Here is a 19,011-nt window from a genome sequence, read left to right as displayed (position 1 = left end):
GCATGCGATCGCTCACAGCCGGCTACCGGTTGTGGGCCAGCTCTTCGGTGTCCGCCGCGTCCCCGCCGCGAGCGAGGGCGGCGGCTTGTCGATGCCGGGCGGCCTTCCCGCCGACGTGCGGCAGCACGTTGATCGGCCACCAGAACCAGCGCCCCAGCAGCGCCGCGATCGACGGCGTCATGAACGACCGGACGATCAAGGTGTCGAACATCAGCCCCAGGCCGATGGTGGTGCCGATCTGGCCGATGATGCGCAGGTCGCTCACGGCCATCGACGTCATGGTGAAGGCGAAGACCAGCCCGGCCGAGGTCACGACCTTCCCGGTGCCGCCCATCGCCCGGATGATGCCGGTATGCAGCCCGGCGTGGATCTCCTCCTTGAACCGGGCCACCAGTAGCAGGTTGTAGTCGGAGCCCACCGCCAGCAGGATGATCACGCTCATCACCAGCACCAGCCAGTGCAGCTGGATGCCGATGAGGTACTGCCAGAACAGCACCGACAGCCCGAACGACGCGCCCAGCGACAGCGCCACGGTGCCGACGATCACCAACGCCGCGATCAGCGCCCGGGTGATCAGCAGCATGATGATGAAAATCAGGCACAGCGAGGCGATTCCGGCGATCAGCAGGTCATAGTTGGAGCCGTCGTGCATGTCCTTGAACAGCGACGCGGTACCGCCGAGGTAGATCTTGGCGTCCTCGAGCGGCGTGCCCTTCAGCGCTTCCTCGGCCGCGGTACGGATCTTGTCGATGTGCGAAATGCCTTCGGCGGTAGCCGGATTGCCCCGGTGGCTGATCATCATCCGGACGGCCTTGCCATCCGGGGAGATGAACATCTTCATCGCGCGCTTGAAGTCCGGGTTTTGGAACACCTCCGGCGGCAGGTAGAACGAGTCGTCGTTCTTGGACTCGTCGAACGCCTTACCCATTGCGGTGGCGTTGTCGCTCATCTCGTCCATCTGGTCGAAGATGCCGGACATGGTGCTGTGCATCGTCAGCATCATGGTCCGCATGGTGTCCATGGTGTCGATCATCGGCGGGAAGGTGGTCAGCATCTGCGGCATGAGGGCGTCCATGTCCCCCATGTGCGCGATCATCTTGTCCATGCTCTCGCTCATCGGATCAACGCTGTCGACCATGTCGAACGCCGAGCGCAGCGAGAAGCAGATCGGGATGTCGTAGCAGTGCGGTTCCCAGTAGAAGTAGTTGCGGATGGGCCGCCAGAAGTCTTCGAAATCGGCGATGTGGTCCCGGATCTGGTAGATCTGGGCCTGTAGGTCGTCCATGTCGACGACCATCTCGTGGGTGGTGGCGGCGAGTTGGCTCATGTAGCCATACATCTGGCGCATGGTGGCGATGGTCTGGGCCATCGCCTCGGCCTGGGTCAGCATGTCGTCCATGCGCTTCTTCTGGAACTGCATGGTCTGCAGCTGACCGGCGTTCTGCATGCTGATCTGGAACGGGATCGAGGTGTGTTCCAGCGGGGTTCCCTGCGGGCGGGTGATGGCCTGCACCCGGGAGATCCCGACGACCTTGAAGATGGACTTGGCCAGCTTGTCGATGATCAGGAAGTCCGACGGGTTGCGCATGTCGTGGTCGGCTTCGACCAGCAGGATCTCGGGCAGCATCCGCGACTGCGAGAAATGCCGGTCGGCCGCGGCGAAGCCCTCGTTGGCGGGGATGTCGGTGGGGATGTATTTCCGGTCGTCGTAGGCCGGCTGATAACCCGGCAGCGCCAGCAGGCCGACGGCCGCGATCGCCAGTGAGGCGACCAGCACCGGACCCGGCCAGCGGACGATCACCGTCGCCACCCGCCGCCAACCGCGGGTGCTGGTGGCGCGCTTGGGGTCGAACAGCCCGAACCGGCTGCCGACGGTGATGATCGCCGGGCCCAGCGTCAACGCCGCGGTGACCGAGATGAGCATGCCCACCGCGCACGGGATACCCAGCGTGACGAAGTAGGGCATCCGGGTGAAGTGCAGACAGAACACCGCTCCGGCGATGGTCAGACCCGAGCCCAGGATGACGTGCGCGACGCCTCCGAATGCCGTGTAGTACGCCGACTCCCGGTCTTCACCGGCTTGGCGCGCCTCGTGATAGCGGCCGATCAGGAAGATCGCATAGTCGGTGCCGGCAGCGATCGCCAGCGAGACCAGCAGGTTGACGGAGAACGTCGTCAACCCCACCCAGTGGTGGTGACCCATGAACGCCACCACTCCGCTGGCCGCGTTCAGTTCCATGTAGACCATGCCCAACAGCAGCGCCACCGTGATGATCGACCGGTAGACGAGCAACAACATGGTCAGGATCACCAGGATGGTGACCACCATCATCTTGAACATCGACTTGTCGCCGGCATGGTTCATGTCCTTGGCCAGCGCCGCGGTGCCGGTCACGTAGACGGTCAACCCGGGTGGTGTCTGGACCGAGTCCACGATCTGGCGAACGGCTTCGACGGAGTCGTTCGCCGCCGCCTGGCCGATATTGCCGACCAGATTCAGTTGCACGTAAGTCGCTCTGCCGTCGGCGCTTTGGGCGCCGACCGCGGTCATCGGATCACCCCAGAAGTCCTGCACGTGCTGGACGTGTGCGGTGTCGGCCTTGAGCTTCTCGACCACTTCGGCGTAGTACTCGTGTTCGGCGTCGCCCAGCTCGTGGTCGGCCTCCAGCACGACCATCGCGGTGCTGTCGGAGTCCGACTCTTGGAAGACCCGGCCCATCTCGGTCATGGCCTGCATGGCCGGGGCGTCTTGGGGACTCGCCGAGACGGCGTTCTGTTTGCCGACCTCTTCCAGCGGCGGGACGGTGGCGACGAGCACCGCGATCAGCGCCAACCACGCCAGAATGATCGGTATGGCGAACCGGCGGATGGTCCGTGCGATGAACGGTCGCTCCGGCGCTCCGCCGGCACGACGCGTACCGGGCTGGCTCATGCCGCCTTCAGCAGGCAGAAGGTATAGGCGTTGACCTCGTTGGAGATTCGTTCGGCCTTGACTTCGCCGTCCACGATGATGCGGCAGCCGATACTGTTGCTATTGCCTTGGGCCATGATGCTTCCCACCACCGCGGGAAGAGTGGTGACGATTTCGAGCTGCCACGGCAGCGTAACGTCTTGCACGCGTTGCGGTTCGGAGTTGACGTCGAAGTAGCTGATGTCAGCCACCGTTCCGGGCGGGCCGAAGATCTCATAGGTCAACCGCTTGGGGTTGAAGGGCTTGGTCTCGTCGACCTGGCCGTCGGAATAGGACGGGCGCTTCTCAGAGCCGAACAGGCCGTGGATGCGCGTCACGGCGAATGCGGCGACGCAGACCACTGCCAATATGACCAGGGGTATCCACACCCGGCTCAGTACCTTGAAAATCGAAGTCCCCTCACACCAGGAAGCTTTGGATACCCTAACCCACATCAACGTGCGTAAACGCACGCTACAGCACACCCACGGAGGCCCGCAACGCACATCATGTGCGTTATCCTCTCGCTGTGCGTCAGGTCGCTTTCAAACGCGCCCGCAGCGACGCGAACAAGCGTCAGCGGGCTGAAGCGTTGATGGAGGCCGCCCGCTCGGTGGCGATAGAGACCGGCGTGGCATCGGTGACCCTGACCGCGGTGGCCGGCAGGGCCGGGGTGCACCACTCGGCGGTACGGCGTTACTTCAGCTCCCACAAAGAGGTGCTGCTGCGACTAGCCGCCGAGAGCTGGGAAGGCTGGTCAGACACCGTTTGCACCGCACTGCAACAGTCCGAAGCGATGTCGCCGGACCGGGTGGCCGCCACCCTGGCCAGCGGATTGGCCGCCGACCCGTTGTTCTGCGACATGCTGGCCAACCTGCACTTGCACCTCGACCACGAAGTAGACGCCGAGCGGGTGATCGAGATCCGGCGAAAGATCACCGCGGCGGGGCTGACCATGGCCGACGCCCTGCTGCAGGCACTGCCCCGACTGGGCAAGCAAGGTGCCTTCGACCTGTTGTTGGCGTCCTATTCGCTGGCAGCGCCGCTGTGGCAGGTTGCGCACCCACCGACGAAGCTGGCCGACGCTTATGCCGCCGAGCGGCAGGTGCCGCCGGAGTGGAACTTGGACTTCACCACCGCGTTGACCCGGCTGCTCACCGCCACCTGCGTCGGGCTGCTCCGGCCGCCGGATTCCGTTCCCGCCAAGGCCTGAACAGGCTCCACTTGCGCCAACATATCTCCTGTGGTATCAGAAACCTATACCTATTGACATAGATTTTCTTCGATATGTCACGGAGGTACAACGTGTTGTCACTGCGTACAGACCGGATTGAACACTCGATCGTTCCGCGCCCTCGTGACCTGACATCGACCCGAGCCGCGAACTGGTGTTTCCGACCCGGAACGCGGGGTACTCAGCCACCAGGTGCTTCTCGGCGAGAACCTCGACAGCCCCGCTTCATCGAAGTCAGGGGCGGCGGGAAACGAAAGGCGACCACCGCCTGACCGCCAACGCTGTCCAACCCTGCTCAGCCGGCGGTGTGAAGGTTTGTCACCCCGCCGCTCAACGTCACCGGAGGTACCGCTCATGGTCAAGGCGTGTATCGCCTCACTGCTCGCATTGAGTTCTGCCGCGTGCATCGCACTCGGCGACGTGCTGCAGCAGCATTCCGCGTATCGGTTCAACGACCGATCACTCGGCTACCTCGAACTCCTGGCGCAGCTGGTCCGGGATCGGCGGTGGCGGTGGGGTGCGGTACTGCTGGCTGCGAGTATCGGGCTACAGGCTGCGGCCCTGAGCCAGTATTCGGTGCTGCTGGTACAGGCGATGCTCGTACCTTCGGTGTTGTTCGCACTGGTGATCAACGCCAGGTGGACCCACCGCACCATGAGCGCCCACGAATGGATGTGGGCCGGACTGCTGACGGTCGCCGTCATCCTGATCGTCACCGTCGGCAATCCGCGGCCCAGCCTCGCGCACGTGTCGGGCCACACCTGGGCCGCGGTGGCCGCCGTTTTCGGGCCGCTGCTGCTGGGCTGCATCGCGTTGGCGAGACGTCGGCACGGTGCACTGTCGGCGACGCTGCTGGCGCTCGTGGCGGGATCGCTGTGGGGTGTGTTCGCCGTCCTCACCAAACAGGTCACCAGCCGGCTGGACGACGGGCTGTGGGAGCTGGCGCGCACACCCGAGTTCTATGGCTGCCTGCTGACCGTGGCGGGGGGCTTCGTACTGGGGCAGGCAGCGTTTCGGGCCGGACCGCTGACCGCGTCGATGCCCGCGCTGGAGGTGTCGCAACCGATTGTGGCGGCGGGCCTGAGTGTCGTCGTTCTCGGCGAGACGCTCAACACCGGCGGTCTCCCGATGGTCATCCTGTCAGCGGCGACGCTGGTGATGGTGGCGGCAATCATCAAGCTCGCACGCGTCGAAGCGGCCGAGGCGACAAATCCCCCGGATCGCGCAGAGGCCTCCGTGGTTCCGGCGACGGGTGCAGCAGGCACTCGACATCTCAGCAGCGCGTGACCGAGGAATCCGACAGCAGAAGGGACGCCGGAGATGCTGCAAGCAATCACTCGACTTGCCATCGCCGCGCCGCGCCGCACCATCGCGCTCGCAGCCTTGATCGCGCTGGCGGCCGCGATCTTCGGTCTCCCCGTGGTGAACAAGCTGTCGGCGGGCGGGTTCCAGGACCCGACGTCGGAGTCGGCCCAGGCAACCGAGCTGCTGAGGGAAAAATTCGACCAAACCGATCAAAAGATGTTGATCGTGGTGACCGCCCCGGAGGGTGTGCACAGCGCCCAGGCCCGCCACGTCGCCACCGACATCGTCGGCCAGCTGAAACACTCGCCGTGGGTGCTCAATGTGTCCTCGGCGTGGACGTCGCCACCGCAGACCGCCGACGGACTGGTGAGCAAGGACTCCAAATCCGGGTTGATCGTGGCCAACCTCAAAGGCGGGGAGAACGACGCACAGCAATACGCGGAGGCGCTTGCCCGCGACCTGGCGCATGACCGCGACGGCGTCACGGTGCGCGCCGGCGGTATGGCGGTGGCCTACGCCCAGATCACCCGGCAGAACGAACACGACCTGTGGCTGATGGAATCCCTTGCGATTCCGCTGAGCTTCGCCGTGTTGGTCTGGGTGTTCGGCGGCCTGGTGGCGGCGGTGCTGCCGATCTGCTTGGGCGCCTTGGCAATCGTCGGCACCATGTCGGTGCTGCGGCTGATCAACTCTGCGACCGAGGTATCGAGCTACGCTCTGGATCTGAGCATTGCGATGGGCCTGGCCCTCGCGATCGACTACACCCTGCTGATCATCAGCCGCTATCGCGAGGAACTGACCCGGGGCAGCGACCGGGAACACGCCCTGCTGCGGACCATGACGACGGCTGGGCGCACCGTGCTGTTCTCGGCGACCACGGTGGGATTGTCGATGGCGGTGATGGCCCTGTTTCCGATGACGCTGTTGAAGTCGGCGGCCTACACCGTGGTGGCCACCGCGGTCATCGTGGCGATTGCCGCCGTGGTGGTGACCCCCGCGGCGATCGCCTTGCTGGGACCCCGACTCGACGCGCTGGACGTCCGCGTTCTGGCGCATCGGGTGCTGTTCGGAATGGCGCGGCGGCGCAGTCCTGCCCACGAGCCGGCCGGCTGGGTGTTCTGGTACCGGTCCACGAGGTTCGTGTTGCGTCACGCCCTGCCGGTGGGCGCGGCTGTGGTCGCATTGCTGCTGTTGCTCGGTGCACCGTTCCTCGGGGTGAAATGGGGGTTCCCCGACGAGCGGGTGCTGCCCGAATCGGCGTCGTCCCGGCAGGTCGCCGAGATGCTGGAGAGCGATTTCGCCAACGACGTGGGGATTGCGGTGTCGGTCGTGATCCCCCAGGCTGACGGCCTGAGCGGGGCTGACCTGGGGCGATACGCCGCCGAGCTCTCCCGGGTGGCGGACGTGTCGACGGTGACCGCCCCGACCGGAACGTTCGTGGCCGGACGCCGGACCGGCCCGCCCGCCGCGCCCACCGGCATTGCCGACGGCAGCGCATTCGTGACCGTCTCCAGCACCGCACCGCTGTTCTCGGATGCCTCCAACGCCCAACTGGACCGGCTGCACGCGGTCGCCGGACCGCAGGGGCGCTCAGTGCAGATGGCGGGGTTGGCGCAGACCAATCGCGACAGCGTCGACGCGCTCATCACCCGGTTGCCCGCGGTGCTGGGACTGATCGCCGTCGTCACCTTTGCGCTGCTGTTCGTGCTCACGGGCAGTGCTGTGCTGCCGCTGCAGGCACTGGTCTGCAACGTGCTGTCCCTGACAGCCGCATTCGGCGCGATGGTGTGGATCTTCCAAGACGGTCACCTGAGCGCGTTGGGCACGACGCCCACCGGGACATTAAACGTCAATATCCCCGTGCTGCTGTTCTGTATCGCCTTCGGGCTGTCGATGGACTACGAAATCTTCTTGATCTCGCGGATCCACGAGTATTGGCTGACCGCCAAAGGCGCCTCGGCGTCGCGAAGCAGGGCCGAAGAACGCGCGGCCACCGATGCCAGCACCACGTTGGGCTTGGCCGGCATCGGTCGGGTCGTCACCGCGGCGGCGTTGGTGATGTCGATTTCCTTTGCCGCACTGATACCCGCGCATATCTCGTTCATGCGGATGCTCGGTCTCGGACTGACACTCGCCGTGCTGGCCGACGCCACCCTGGTGCGAATGGTGCTGGTACCGGCCTTTATTCACCTGGCCGGCCCGTGGACCTGGTGGGCACCCAAACCGTTGACGCGGCTGCACCGACGCTTCGCCCCGGGCCAGGCCGCAGCCGCCGAAGCCGGAGAGCGTCGCCGGGCAGCTGACGCGGCATCCGAGCCCGCCGAAACCGCCGACACGGAGTGCGCGTCCGTTCCACCATGACGTGGCCACACCCCAGAAACTCCGTGACCGGCTACCGAGAGGGAGGGACGATGAGCACTACGGACAACAACATCCGGATACGACTGGCCACCGAGGACGACTGGCTGGCGGTCTACCAAAATCAAGCCCGCATTTACGGAACCTCGGCGGACACGCACGATATCGAGGCCTGGAAACGCCGGGTCAAGGTGGGCGACGTTCTGGTGGCTGAAGATATCTCCGATCCGCAGCACCCATTTCTGGTCGGCACATCGCTGTACTACCGGCTGAATCTGACCGTGCCGGGCGGCGCCACCCTGGACGCCGCCTGGCTGGCCATGGTCACCGTCGCCTCGACCCATCAGGGCAGGGGAATCTGGCAACAGATCAGCCTGCAGGGCTTCGGGATACTGCAGGAGCGTGGCTATCCGATTCTGTGCGGTGTGCCGACCCAGCCACCCGCCTACGAGATCATGGGTGCCGGCGTCGCCAGCTACTACCGGAAGCACCACATCGATGCCCGCTCGGCTGAGCTGCGTGAGATGCCCGCCCGAAACCGGGCTCGCGAGGTGACCGCCGAGGAGGCGGGTCATCTGCTCCCCGCGCTCTTCGACCGGTGGTGCGCCACCAAGCACGGCGAACTCAGCCGCGACGCCGCCTGGTGGGCCGACTTCCTGGAAGACCGGACGTCACAGCGCGACAACGCATCACCGCTGAATTTCGTCATCCATCCGGATGGCTTCATGACCTACCGGGTGCTCGGGGCGCCGGCACACGCGTTTCGGCCACCCTTCGGCACCGTGGTGATCCAGGATTTCTGTCCCATCACCGATGAAGCCCACACCGAACTGCTCTCCACGCTGTCGGGCTTCGAGATTTTCGACAACATCGACATCAGGGTTCCCGTCGACGATCCGCTGCCGCTCAAACTCAAGGACCAGGCGGCCGCGCAGACCACCAGGCTTACCGATTTCCTCTGGATCCGGATCATGAAGGTGCCCGAGGTGCTCGGTGCGCGTAGCTACTCCGCTGATGCCGACCTCACCCTGGAGGTTGCCGACCCGCTGGCCGCCGCCGGCGGGCGATTCCGGCTCCAGGTCCGCGACGGTATCGGGAAATGCACACCGCACGACGGGCCGGCCGATGTGCGACTCGGTCTGGGTGAATTGGGAACGATCTACATGGGCGCCCACCGCGCCGCCGATCTGCACCGGGCACAACGCATCACCGAACTGCGTGACGGTGCCCTTCGGGAGCTCGATGCGGCCTTCTGCACCGAGCGGGTCCCGTACTGCAGCACGCTGTTCTGAGGCGCTAACTGCGGTCGGTGTCCCGGCTGGGCTGCACCCGCTTGGGCTCGCCCGGCATCTTCGGATAGTTCGGCGGGTAGGGCATGTCCCCGAGCCCCCGAGCTTCGTCGGCGGCCACCAGTTCGAGCAGGGGCTCGAGGGATTGCTCGAGGTCGTCGATGGAGCTCCACGGGTCGCCGCGCCGTGCGACCAGGTCCGGCACCGTGCTGATGGTGTAGTCGTCCGGGTCGGCACCCTCGGACAACTCCTCCCATGTCAACGGCGTGGACACGGTGGCGATGGGCGTGGCGCGTACCGAATAGGCCGACGCCATGGTGCGGTCGCGGGCGTTCTGGTTGAAGTCGACGAAGATCCGCGCGCCCCGCTCTTCCTTCCACCACGAGGATGTGACGGTGTCCGGCGCACGCCGCTCGATCTCGCGGGCCAGCGCGATACCGGCCCGGCGCACCTCGATGAAGTCCCAGTCGGTCTTGATCCGCAGGTAGACGTGCAGGCCGCGGCCGCCGGAGGTCTTGACGTAGCCGACCAGCCCGAGCTCGTCGAGCAGGGGGCGCACCACCTGCAGCGCGACCGCGCGAGCCTCGGCGAAGCCGGTGCCGGGCTGCGGGTCCAGATCGACGCGCAGTTCGTCGGGGTGGTCGGTGTCAGGGCAGCGCACCGGCCAGGGATGGAAGGTGACCGTGCTCATCTGTACGGCCCACAGTATGTCGGCGGGACGAGTGACCTTGAGGACGTCGGCGGTACGGCCGGACGGGAAGGTGACCCGGCACGATTCCAGGTCGTCCGGGTGTGCGCGCGGCAGCCGCTTCTGGTAGACCTCGTCGCCGTCGATGCCGTCGGGGAACCGCTGCAGATGGCTGGGCCGGTCGCGCAGGGCGTGCAGCAGTGGTCCGCCGGCCACCGCCAGGTAGTAGTCGGCCAACGCCCGCTTAGTACCGCCGGTGCCCAGCCGGGAGAAGTACACCTTGTCGCCGCTGGTGAATCGGACTGGGATCCCGTCGACGTCCAATACTTCGGGCTCGGCCATGTCAGGCCTCCAGCACGTCGGCGAGGTCGTAGTTCAGCGGCACCTCGAGTTGGTCGAAGGTGCAGCTGGCCGGGTCGCGGTCGGGGCGCCAGCGCAGCAGTTTCACGGTGTGCCGGAACCGGTCCCCCTCCATCTGGTCGTAGGCGACCTCGGCGACGCGCTCCGGCCGGATCGGGACCCACTGCTTGTCGGCGGCAGAATTCCACCGGCTGGGCTCACCGTCGCGGACGTCGCCGATCCGCAGGGGCTCCAGCTCGGACAGCAGGGCCAGCCGGTCGGCGTCGCTGAATGAGGCCGCGCCGCCGACCATCGCCAGCTGGCCATCGGGGCGGTACAGCCCCAGCAGCAGCGAGCCGATGCCGACGCCGCTCTTGTGGATGCGGTACCCCATCACCACGCAGTCAGCGTCCCGGTGGTGTTTGACCTTGACCATCTCGCGCTTGCCGGGCAGGTACGGTCCGTCGGTCCGCTTGGCGACCACCCCGTCCAGTCCGGCGCCTTCGAACGTGGTGAGCCAGCGCATGGCCTGCTCGGGGTCGGCGGTGGCGCGGGTGACGTGACAGCTGGGGCCGCCGCCGATCAGCTCGGCCAGCGCGCTCCGTCGCACCCGGAACGGCTCGTCGAGCAGCGAGGCCTCGCCGGTGGCCAGCGCATCGAAGGCGATGAACTGCGCCGGGGTCTGTTCGGCCAGCAGCCGCACCCGGCTCTCGGCGGGGTGAATCCGCTGACTCAGCGAGTCCCAGTCCAGCCGGGTCCGCCCGCCGATCCGGCGGGGCACCACCACCTCGCCGTCGAGCACGCAGCGTGGGGCGACCTCGGCGCGCAGCGCGTCCAGCAGCTCCGGGAAGTAGCGGCCCAGCGGTTTGCCGTTGCGGGACTGCAGCAGCACGTCGCCGCCGTCGCGAAACACGATGGCGCGAAAGCCGTCCCATTTGGGTTCGTAGGACCAGCAGCCCGCATCTTCGGGAACGTGGGCGGCCGCCTTGGCGAGCATCGGAGCTACCGGCGGCGCCACGGGCAGGTCCATGGTGTCCATCATGGGTGCTGCGGCCTCATCTGTCACAGAAGCCACCGCCGGCAGGTGGTGTGTCTGTCGCCCGGCTTTGCGCGACAACCCGAACTCGCCCGCGATCCCACGGCCGCCGGCGCAAGCGATCAGCGGCGCAGGAACTCCACGACGTGACGGGCGAGTTCTTCGCCGGCGTCCTCCTGCAGGAAGTGCCCGGCGTCGTGGATCACCGGGTGCGCCCGGCCGTGCGCGCCGACCATCTCACGCTGGAAGATCGGCGCCATGGCCCCGGTGATCGGGTCGCCGTCGCTGAACGCGACCAGCATCGGGGTCTGCGAGGCGCACAGGGCGGCCCACGCCGCACGGTTTGCCGGGGCCGCGGGGTCTTCCGGCGTGGTGGGGATCAGCGACGGCATCGTCCGGGGACCGACGCAGTAGCTGTCGTCGGGGAACGGGGCGTCGTAGCCGGCCCGGACGGCATCGCTCATCGGCCGGCGACATCCGGACTGCACGAACCATCCGACATTGATCGTCGGCGCGGTCTGGATCGCCTCCCGGAAGCGCCACCAGACCTCCGGCATCGGAATGTCCCCGGTGGGCAGACCGGTGTTGGCCACGACGACGCCACTGAACCGGTCCGGGTTCTCGGCGAGCACCCGCAGACCGATCAGCCCGCCCCAGTCCTGGCACACCAGGGTCGCGTTCTGCAGGTCCAGGACGTCGAACGCCAGCGCGCGCATCCACTCGACATGGCGTGCGTAGGTGTGGTCTTCGGCTCGGGTCGGCTTGTCGGAACGGCCGAACCCGACCAGGTCCGGACAGATCACCCGGTACCCCGCCTCGGCCAGGATCGGCATCATCTTGCGGTACAGATACGACCACGAGGGCTCGCCATGCAGCATCAAAATCGGATCCCCGTCTTCGGGCCCGTGCTCTACCCATGCCACCCGCAGCGTGCCGCCGTCATCGTCGTCGAGGTCGCAAAACTGCGGCGGGTAGGCGAAATCCGGGAGACCGACGAACCTGTCGTCGGGCGTGCGCAGGGTTTGCATGAGGCGACGATACCGCGGCGGTATATACCCCCCGGGGTGTCTGGTAGGCTGGGGTCAACACCATCAAGGAGGTCTCATGTCCGTGGCAATGAGCACTGCGGTGACCGGCGCCGATTTCGACGCAGTCACCGAGAAGACCCGAGAGATTTTGAAGGACAACGGTTTCGGCGTGCTGACCGAGATCGACATGCAGGCGACGCTGAAGGCCAAGCTCGGCGAGGAGATGGAGCGCTACCTGATCCTGGGTGCCTGCAACCCACCGCTGGCGCACCGAGCCGTGACGGTCGAGAAGCGCATCGGAGTGCTGCTGCCGTGCAACATCGTGGTTCGCGAAGACACCGAGCACCCGGGCACAGTGCTGGTGGAGGCCATGAACCCACAACTGATGGCCCAGGTCATCGACAATCCGGCGTTGGCGGCGATCGCCGACGAGGTGAGCGAGAAGATCCGCACCGTCATCGATACGCTGGCGGTTGCGTTGCGCACCACCTGAAAGGAACCGCCGATGTGCTACCCCGTGCCGTGTCGGGTTTGCGGCAAGACCACCTGGGACGGCTGCGGTGACCACATCGCCGAGGTGAAGGCACAGGTGCCACCGGAACAGTGGTGCGGCGGCCACCCGGAGACAAAGCGCTCCTAGTCGCGCCCCTGGGCGCACGGATTAGGGTGTGGGCATGCCTGAGCAGTTCATTCCAACAACGCCCACCCTGGTGGACTTGCTTCGGCTGCAGGCCGACCGGTACGAGGACAAAGTCGCGTTCCGCTTCGCGCCGGACGGTAACAACGTCACGGCCAGCCTGACGTATCGGGAACTCGACGCCAAGGCTCGGGCAGTGGGGGCCGAACTGCAGCGCCAAGGCGCTGCCGGGCAACGAGTGCTGGCGATCTGCCGACCGGGCCTGGACAGCATCATCAGCATTTTCGGCTGCTTCTACGCTGGGGCGATCGCGGTGCCGGTCGACACTCCACTGGCCCGCCTGAAGCTGGTCGCGCCCGATGCGCAGGCCACCTTCGCGGTGGCGACCTCCACCACCCAGAACCAACTTCAGGCGGCGGCTGCCGATGTGCCCGGCATATCGGCGCTACGGTGGTGCGCCATCGACCAGGCCGTCTCCCCCGAAGCGTGGCAGGCGCCCGACATCGACCCGAGCACCACGGCGATGATCCAGTACACCTCCGGTTCGACCAAGTCACCGAAGGGTGTCGTGGTGACGCACGGCAACCTCATGCACAACTTGGAGTCCATCCGGCGGGCCTACCACGGCCACGAGAACGAGACGAGCGTCTACTTCCTGCCGCAGCAGCACGACATGGGCCTGATCGGTGGGGTCCTGGAGATGATCTACGTCGGCTGCACCACCGTATTGATGTCGCCGATCGTCTTCTTCCAACGGCCGATGGCGTGGCTGGAAGCCATGTCTCGGTTTCGCGCCAACACGACCGCAGCGCCCAACAGCGCCTACCGGTTGTGCGTCAAACAGAGCACCCCCGAGCAGCGTGCGGCACTGGATCTGTCGCACTGGACCACCGCCGCGAGCAGTTCCGAGCCGATCCACGCATCGACCATTCAGGAGTTCGCCGACGCGTTCGCTCCGGCGGGATTCCGCATCGAGGCGTTTCTCCCGTGCTATGGCCTGGCCGAGGCCACCCTGCTGGTCTCCGCCGACCCCACTCCGGAGGTCGCCGGCGTCCGCTACGTCGACAGCAAGGCGCTGAGCGAGAACCGCACTGTCGACGTCGACGCCACCACCGACGCCGTCGCGGTGGTCAGCTGCGGCCCACCGGTGCACGGCCAACGAGTCGTGATCGTCGATCCGGAGACCCGCCAGCAGCGCGGGCCGGACGAGGTCGGCGAGATCTGGGTGTCCGGACCCAGCGTTGCGCAGGGCTACTGGGCACGGCCGATAGAGAACGCGCACTCGTTTGCCGGATTCCTGTCGGACACCGGTGAAGGCCCCTTCCTGCGCACCGGCGACATGGGATTTCTTTGCCAGGGCGAGGTATTCGTCACCGGGCGGTGGAAGGACCTCGTCACCATCGGCGACAGCAACTATTTCCCGAACAACATCGAGCCGACGGTGCAGGACAGCCATCCGGCGTTGCTGGCTGACCGCGGCGCGGTCTTCTCGGTGCAACCGAAACCGCACGCCGACGCCCGCCTGGTGGTCGTGCAGGAACTGGACTATCGGCAGCAGGTCGCCGAGAGCGAGTATCCGGGAATCATGGAGTCCATCCGCGCAGCGGTCCGCGAGCAGCACGGCTTGGACACCCATGACGTATTGCTGGTACCGGCGATGCGGGTGCCCACCACCTCGAGCGGCAAGATTCAGCGGGGCGAATGCCGGCGACAGTTCCTCGCCGGCGAACTGCACCCGCTGGCGCAGTGGCATGCTCCGGCGGCGCCGGCCGTACGGTCCTCGCAGGGGACCGCAGGAGCCGGAGCGAGCACGCTGGCCCGGATGATCGTTTCCAGCTTGGCGCAGCGGCGTCAGCAGCAACAAGGAACGCCGCCGCCCCAGACCGGCGGTTAGGGCTCGATTCCCAGGCGCTCCACCAACCGGTCCAGCAGGGGCCGCTGCCCGGCCAACAGCTTGGTACGAGCCTGCTCCAGTGAGAACCAGCCGACCCGGTCGACCTCGGGAAACTCCCGCACCTGTCCTGACCGCGGCGGCCACTCCAGTTCGAAGGTGTTGCTGCGGGCGTCGGTGACGTCGAGGTCGCCGTGCACGGCGAACGCCGTGACCACCTTTCCGCCAGCCTGCCGCACCACGCCGAGGTCGGCGCGCTCGCCGTCCGGCGGCTGAAGGCCGACCTCCTCGGCGAATTCACGTCGCGCGGTGTCCCACGGGTCCTCACCCTCGGGCTGCTCCCCCTTGGGGATCGACCAGGCCCCGTCGTCCTTGCGCGCCCAGAACGGGCCGCCGGGGTGGGCGATCAGCACCTCAATGCCGCCGTCGGCGCCGTCCCGGTACAGCAGCAGCCCGGCGCTGCGCCTGGCCACGCCTCACACACCCACGGCGTGTTCCAGGTCTTCCAGCGCGGTGTCCAAGTGCCCGAGCAGGCGTTGCAGGTGCGGAACCGAGCGACGGCAGCCGACCAGCCCGAAATCGAGGTTGCCGGCGTTGCTGACCACCGTCATGTTCAGCGCCTGTCCGTCCAGCGCGATCGACATCGGATAGTTGCCGTCCAGGCGGGCGCCCTGCCAGTACAGCGGCTCGGCCGGGCCAGGCACGTTGGAGATGACGATGTTGAACGGCGGCTTGGCCGCCGAGACGAAGCCGGGGATGGCCGCCAGCGCCAGCGGCGCCATGTTGGCCGCCGACAGTGCCAGCGCCTGCGTGCGCGGCAGCTCGCTGAACACCTTCTTGTTGCGGCGCATCGACTCGCTGATGGTCTCCAGCCGCTGCGCCGGGTCATCGAGGTCGGTGGCCAGGTTGCACAGGATCGCGCCGACCATGTTGCCGCCGGCATCGGCCTCGGCTTCGGTCCGCAGGCTCACCGGGACCATGGCCACCAGCGGATGATCCGGCAGGGCGTGCTGCTCTTCGAGGTAGGCCCGCAGCGCCCCGGCGCACATCGCGAGCACCACGTCGTTGACCGTCACCCCGGCCGCGCGCTTGACCGCGATGACCCGTTCCACCGGCCAGGACTGGGCCGCGCAGCGGCGGGCACCGCCGATCTTGACGTTGAGCATGGTGCGCGGCGCCTCGAACGGCAGGGTCAGCTGCTGCTCCAGCAGCGCGGCGCGCGCGAGTCTCACTGTTGAAGGCCCCAGGGCGGCAACATCTTTGACCATCTGAGTCAACTCGCTCAAGCGGGACGGTGACTCGGGGCGCGGCCGCGATGACACCTGGACCGACCACGGGGTGCGCAGTTCCGATTCCCGCGGATCGGTTGACAAAGTGCGGCGCATCAGCCGCAGCAGCGAGACACCGTCGATCAGGGAGTGGTGGACCTTGACGTAGACGGCGAACCGACCGTCGTTGAGGCCCTCGACCACGTGGGCTTCCCACAGCGGGCGGTGCCGGTCGAGCAGGCTGCCGTGCAGCCGCGAAGTGAGCTCCAGCAGATCGCGCACCCGGCCCGGTACCGGCAGCGCCGAGCGCCGCACGTGGTACTCGAGGTCGACGTCGTCGTCGAAGGCCCAGCCCACGCCCGAGATCCCGCCGAGCAGCGACGCCGGGCGCTTCCGGAAGGCGGGCTGCAGATCACGGGCGGCCAGCAGGCCCCGATAGATCTCTCCGACGAATTCCGGTCCAGAGCCCTCCGGCGGCTCCAACAACATCAGTCCGCCGACGTGCATGGGGTGCTCGCGCGTCTCGGCCAGCAGGAAGACCGAGTCGAGCGGTGACATCAGTTGCATCGATCCATTACACCCCGGAGAGCCCGGTGACCGCTTGCTAGTCTTGGCCGGTGCGTCGCCGGGCCGTTTTCTGTGTCGCTTCGGCCGCGTGCTCCCTCGCGGCCGGCATGGTTGCGCCCACCGCTTCGGCCGACCCCGAGAACCCCGCCGTTGCGGGCAAGACGGTGTTTCTGGACCCGGGACACAGCGGCGCCAACGACGCCTCGATCGCACGGCAGGTTCCCAACGGGCGCGGCGGCACCAAGCCCTGTCAGACCAGCGGAACCGCCGCCGACGACGGCTACCCCGAGCACAGCCTGAACTGGGACGTGACCAACCGGATCCGCGCGGAACTCGAGCGGCTGGGCGTGCACACCGAGCTCTCGCGCGGCGACGACACCTCGGTAGGCCCATGCATCGACGCGCGGGCCGCCGCGGCCAACGCCGCGCACCCGGACGCAATCGTGTCCATCCACGCCGACGGCGGGCCGGCTTCCGGCCGCGGGTTTCACGTCAATTACTCCAGCCCGGCACTCAACGACGCCCAATCCGGTCCGGCCGTGGCGCTGGCCGGTGACATCCGAGACGCCCTGACGGCCGCGGGCATTCCGCAATCCAGTTACCTGGGCGCCGACGGCCTCTACGGGCGGGCGGATCTGGCCGGGCTGAATCTGGCCGAGTATCCGGCGGTGCTGGTCGAGCTGGGCAACATGCGCAACGCGCAGGACGCGGCGCTGCTGGAGAGCGCCGACGGGCGAGCGCAGTACGCCACGGCCGTCACCAGTGGGATCGTGGCCTACCTCAGCAGGTGACGATGTTGCAACGCGGATTCGGCCGAACCGCCAGAACGGTTTTCGGAGTGACAGCCCTGGTCTTGGCGCTGGCGGGCTGCTCAGAGGGCAGCGCACCGACGGTGATCGACGGGCACGCGGTGTCCATGCTGTACGACCCCGGACGGGTCGGCGGGCTGCCCACCGCGGAGGGTCCCAGCGGCCCGCGCGGTGACGTGCCGCCCGTCACCGCCCGCGTGCTGGGCAGCGACGGCGGCGATATCGACCGGCTGTCGCTGCTGGCGGTCGACGACATCGAGGACTTCTGGACCCAGCACTACTCCGAAGCGCTGCGCGGACGCTTCCAGCCGGTCTCGACGCTGATGTCGTATGACTCCACCGATCCGAACGGCCCGTCGGTGTGCGGCGGCGACGGCTACCACCTGCCGAACGCGATGTATTGCCGCCGGACGGACACGATGGCCTGGGACCGCGCCAAGTTCCTGCCCACGGCGCGAAAGTACTTCGGCGACATGGCGATCAACGGGACGCTGGCGCACGAATACGGGCACGCACTGCAGAACATGGCCGGGATCGTCAACCCGCTGACGCGCACCCTGGTCCGCGAACAGCAGGCCGACTGCTTTGCCGGGGTGTACCTGCAGTGGGTGGCGGCGGGCAGTTCCTCGCGGGTGCAGTTGAGCACCGGCGACGGCCTCAACCACGTGCTGGCCGGCCTGATCGTGATCCGCGACCCGGTGTCGACGCCGGACAATCCGGTATCGATCTCCGACGAGCACGGCACCGCGCTGGACCGGGTGGGCGCCTTCCAGACCGGCTTCGACGGCGGTGCGGCGATGTGCGCCGAGATCGACATGGACGAGATCCGCAAACGCCGTGGCGATCTGCCGCGCTCCCTGTTCGATTCGGAGACCCCGCAAAGCGACCTCACGATCGACGAGTCGGTGTTGTCGACGCTGATGGAGCAGCTGGGCCAGATCTTCGGTTTGTCCCGTCCGCCGCAGTTGTCCACGTCGGGCAAATGCCCCAGCGGCCACCAGCCCGACCCGGTGGCCTACTGCCCGGAGTCCAACCTCGTCGTCGTCGATCTGGCCGGACTGCAGGACATGAGTGCGCCGACCGATCAATCGACGCTGGGTATGCCGCAGGGCGACAACACCGGACTGTCGGCCGTCACGTCGCGGTATGCGCTTGCCGTGCAACGTGAACGCGAAGTCGGCTTGGAGTCGGCAGCGGCGGCGCTGCGCACCGCGTGTCTGACCGGGTTTGCCCAGCGCCGGATGGCCGAGCCCATGACGCTGTCTTCGGGCCCGGGCTTGACGCTGGCCGGCGGTGACCTCGACGAGGCGGTGACCGGTCTGCTGATGAACGGCATCGTCGCCAGCGACGCCGACGACAACACCGTGCCGGCGGGTTTCACCCGGATCCTTGCGTTCCGGTCGGGGCTGCACGGCGACATCGACGGATGCTTCGAGCGGTTCCCGTGATGAGCGAGCTGTCATGAACCGTCCGCAAGACCCGCAAGAGCCGCCGGAGCCCCGGACCACGCCGATTCCGCGGCCGCGTGGGCCGCAGCGCCCACGTCCACCGGAACAGCCCTGGTATCTGGAGTTGCGCCGGCCCCCGGCACCCCCGCCGCCCCGAGTGCCAC

At 67.2% G+C, this 19,011-nt stretch carries 15 protein-coding genes; 8 read left to right on the top strand and 7 right to left on the bottom strand.

The features are described from left to right. Positions 1–22: 22 nt before the first annotated feature. Complete coding sequence (locus ABW16_RS13815; protein ID WP_047319765.1) at positions 23–2,932, bottom strand: MMPL/RND family transporter; 2,910 nt, start codon at positions 2,930–2,932, stop codon at positions 23–25. Beyond that, the gene (locus ABW16_RS13810; protein ID WP_047319764.1) at positions 2,929–3,405 is read right to left on the bottom strand and encodes an MmpS family transport accessory protein; all 477 of its coding nucleotides are present in this window, start codon (positions 3,403–3,405) and stop codon (positions 2,929–2,931) included. The genes ABW16_RS13815 and ABW16_RS13810 overlap by 4 nt, the downstream gene beginning before the upstream one ends. Before the next feature lie 56 nt (positions 3,406–3,461). On the opposite strand from ABW16_RS13810, the gene ABW16_RS13805 reads away from it, so the two are divergent. The 4 genes from ABW16_RS13805 (at position 3,462) to ABW16_RS13790 (ending at position 9,139) form a co-directional block, all read left to right on the top strand. After that, positions 3,462–4,163, top strand: coding sequence for a TetR family transcriptional regulator (locus tag ABW16_RS13805; protein ID WP_109519600.1), 702 nt, complete (start codon positions 3,462–3,464; stop codon positions 4,161–4,163). 375 nt (positions 4,164–4,538) lie between these two features. Next, positions 4,539–5,471, top strand: coding sequence for a DMT family transporter (locus ABW16_RS13800; protein ID WP_047319762.1), 933 nt, complete (start codon positions 4,539–4,541; stop codon positions 5,469–5,471). A 33-nt stretch (positions 5,472–5,504) separates the two neighbouring features. Continuing rightward, the gene (locus ABW16_RS13795; protein ID WP_047319761.1) at positions 5,505–7,850 is read left to right on the top strand and encodes an MMPL family transporter; all 2,346 of its coding nucleotides are present in this window, start codon (positions 5,505–5,507) and stop codon (positions 7,848–7,850) included. A 50-nt stretch (positions 7,851–7,900) separates the two neighbouring features. After that, entirely contained in the window at positions 7,901–9,139 is a 1,239-nt protein-coding gene (locus ABW16_RS13790; protein ID WP_047319760.1) for a GNAT family N-acetyltransferase, read from the top strand. A gap of 4 nt (positions 9,140–9,143) precedes the next feature. On the opposite strand, the gene ABW16_RS13785 is transcribed toward ABW16_RS13790, so the two are convergent. From ABW16_RS13785 to ABW16_RS13775, 3 genes are all read right to left on the bottom strand, one after another. Next, on the bottom strand, positions 9,144–10,166 hold the full coding sequence (locus ABW16_RS13785) for a DNA polymerase domain-containing protein (RefSeq protein WP_047319759.1): 1,023 nt from the start codon (positions 10,164–10,166) through the stop codon (positions 9,144–9,146). Between the two features lies 1 nt (position 10,167). Next, entirely contained in the window at positions 10,168–11,202 is a 1,035-nt protein-coding gene (locus tag ABW16_RS13780) for an ATP-dependent DNA ligase (protein ID WP_047319867.1), read from the bottom strand. 119 nt (positions 11,203–11,321) lie between these two features. After that, the gene (locus ABW16_RS13775; protein WP_047319758.1) at positions 11,322–12,227 is read right to left on the bottom strand and encodes a haloalkane dehalogenase; all 906 of its coding nucleotides are present in this window, start codon (positions 12,225–12,227) and stop codon (positions 11,322–11,324) included. Between the two features lie 76 nt (positions 12,228–12,303). Here ABW16_RS13775 and ABW16_RS13770 point away from each other — a divergent pair, with 76 nt between their 5' ends. Together ABW16_RS13770 and ABW16_RS13765 are read left to right on the top strand one after the other, a co-directional pair. Next, positions 12,304–12,720 (top strand): DUF302 domain-containing protein, encoded by a 417-nt coding sequence (locus ABW16_RS13770; RefSeq protein ID WP_047319757.1) that lies wholly within the window; start codon positions 12,304–12,306, stop codon positions 12,718–12,720. 181 nt (positions 12,721–12,901) lie between these two features. Then, positions 12,902–14,758 (top strand): fatty acyl-AMP ligase, encoded by a 1,857-nt coding sequence (locus ABW16_RS13765; protein ID WP_047319866.1) that lies wholly within the window; start codon positions 12,902–12,904, stop codon positions 14,756–14,758. On the opposite strand, the gene ABW16_RS13760 is transcribed toward ABW16_RS13765, so the two are convergent. Together ABW16_RS13760 and ABW16_RS13755 are read right to left on the bottom strand one after the other, a co-directional pair. Then, entirely contained in the window at positions 14,755–15,228 is a 474-nt protein-coding gene (locus ABW16_RS13760) for an NUDIX domain-containing protein (protein WP_047319756.1), read from the bottom strand. The genes ABW16_RS13765 and ABW16_RS13760 overlap by 4 nt on opposite strands. Before the next feature lie 3 nt (positions 15,229–15,231). Further along, the gene (locus ABW16_RS13755) at positions 15,232–16,590 is read right to left on the bottom strand and encodes a WS/DGAT/MGAT family O-acyltransferase (protein ID WP_047319755.1); all 1,359 of its coding nucleotides are present in this window, start codon (positions 16,588–16,590) and stop codon (positions 15,232–15,234) included. A 107-nt stretch (positions 16,591–16,697) separates the two neighbouring features. Between ABW16_RS13755 and ABW16_RS13750 the strand changes: the two genes are divergently transcribed. Both ABW16_RS13750 and ABW16_RS13745 read left to right on the top strand, forming a co-directional pair. Then, entirely contained in the window at positions 16,698–17,381 is a 684-nt protein-coding gene (locus ABW16_RS13750) for an Rv3717 family N-acetylmuramoyl-L-alanine amidase (RefSeq protein ID WP_109519599.1), read from the top strand. A 2-nt stretch (positions 17,382–17,383) separates the two neighbouring features. Then, positions 17,384–18,847 (top strand): neutral zinc metallopeptidase, encoded by a 1,464-nt coding sequence (locus ABW16_RS13745; protein WP_047319753.1) that lies wholly within the window; start codon positions 17,384–17,386, stop codon positions 18,845–18,847. Positions 18,848–19,011 lie beyond the last annotated feature (164 nt).

The sequence above is a fragment of the Mycolicibacter heraklionensis genome, assembly GCF_001021505.1.
In the GTDB taxonomy this organism is placed as follows: Bacteria; Actinomycetota; Actinomycetes; order Mycobacteriales; family Mycobacteriaceae; genus Mycobacterium; species Mycobacterium heraklionense.
Note: the sequence above shows the minus strand (reverse complement) of the source record. Positions and strands in the feature narration are given on the sequence as shown.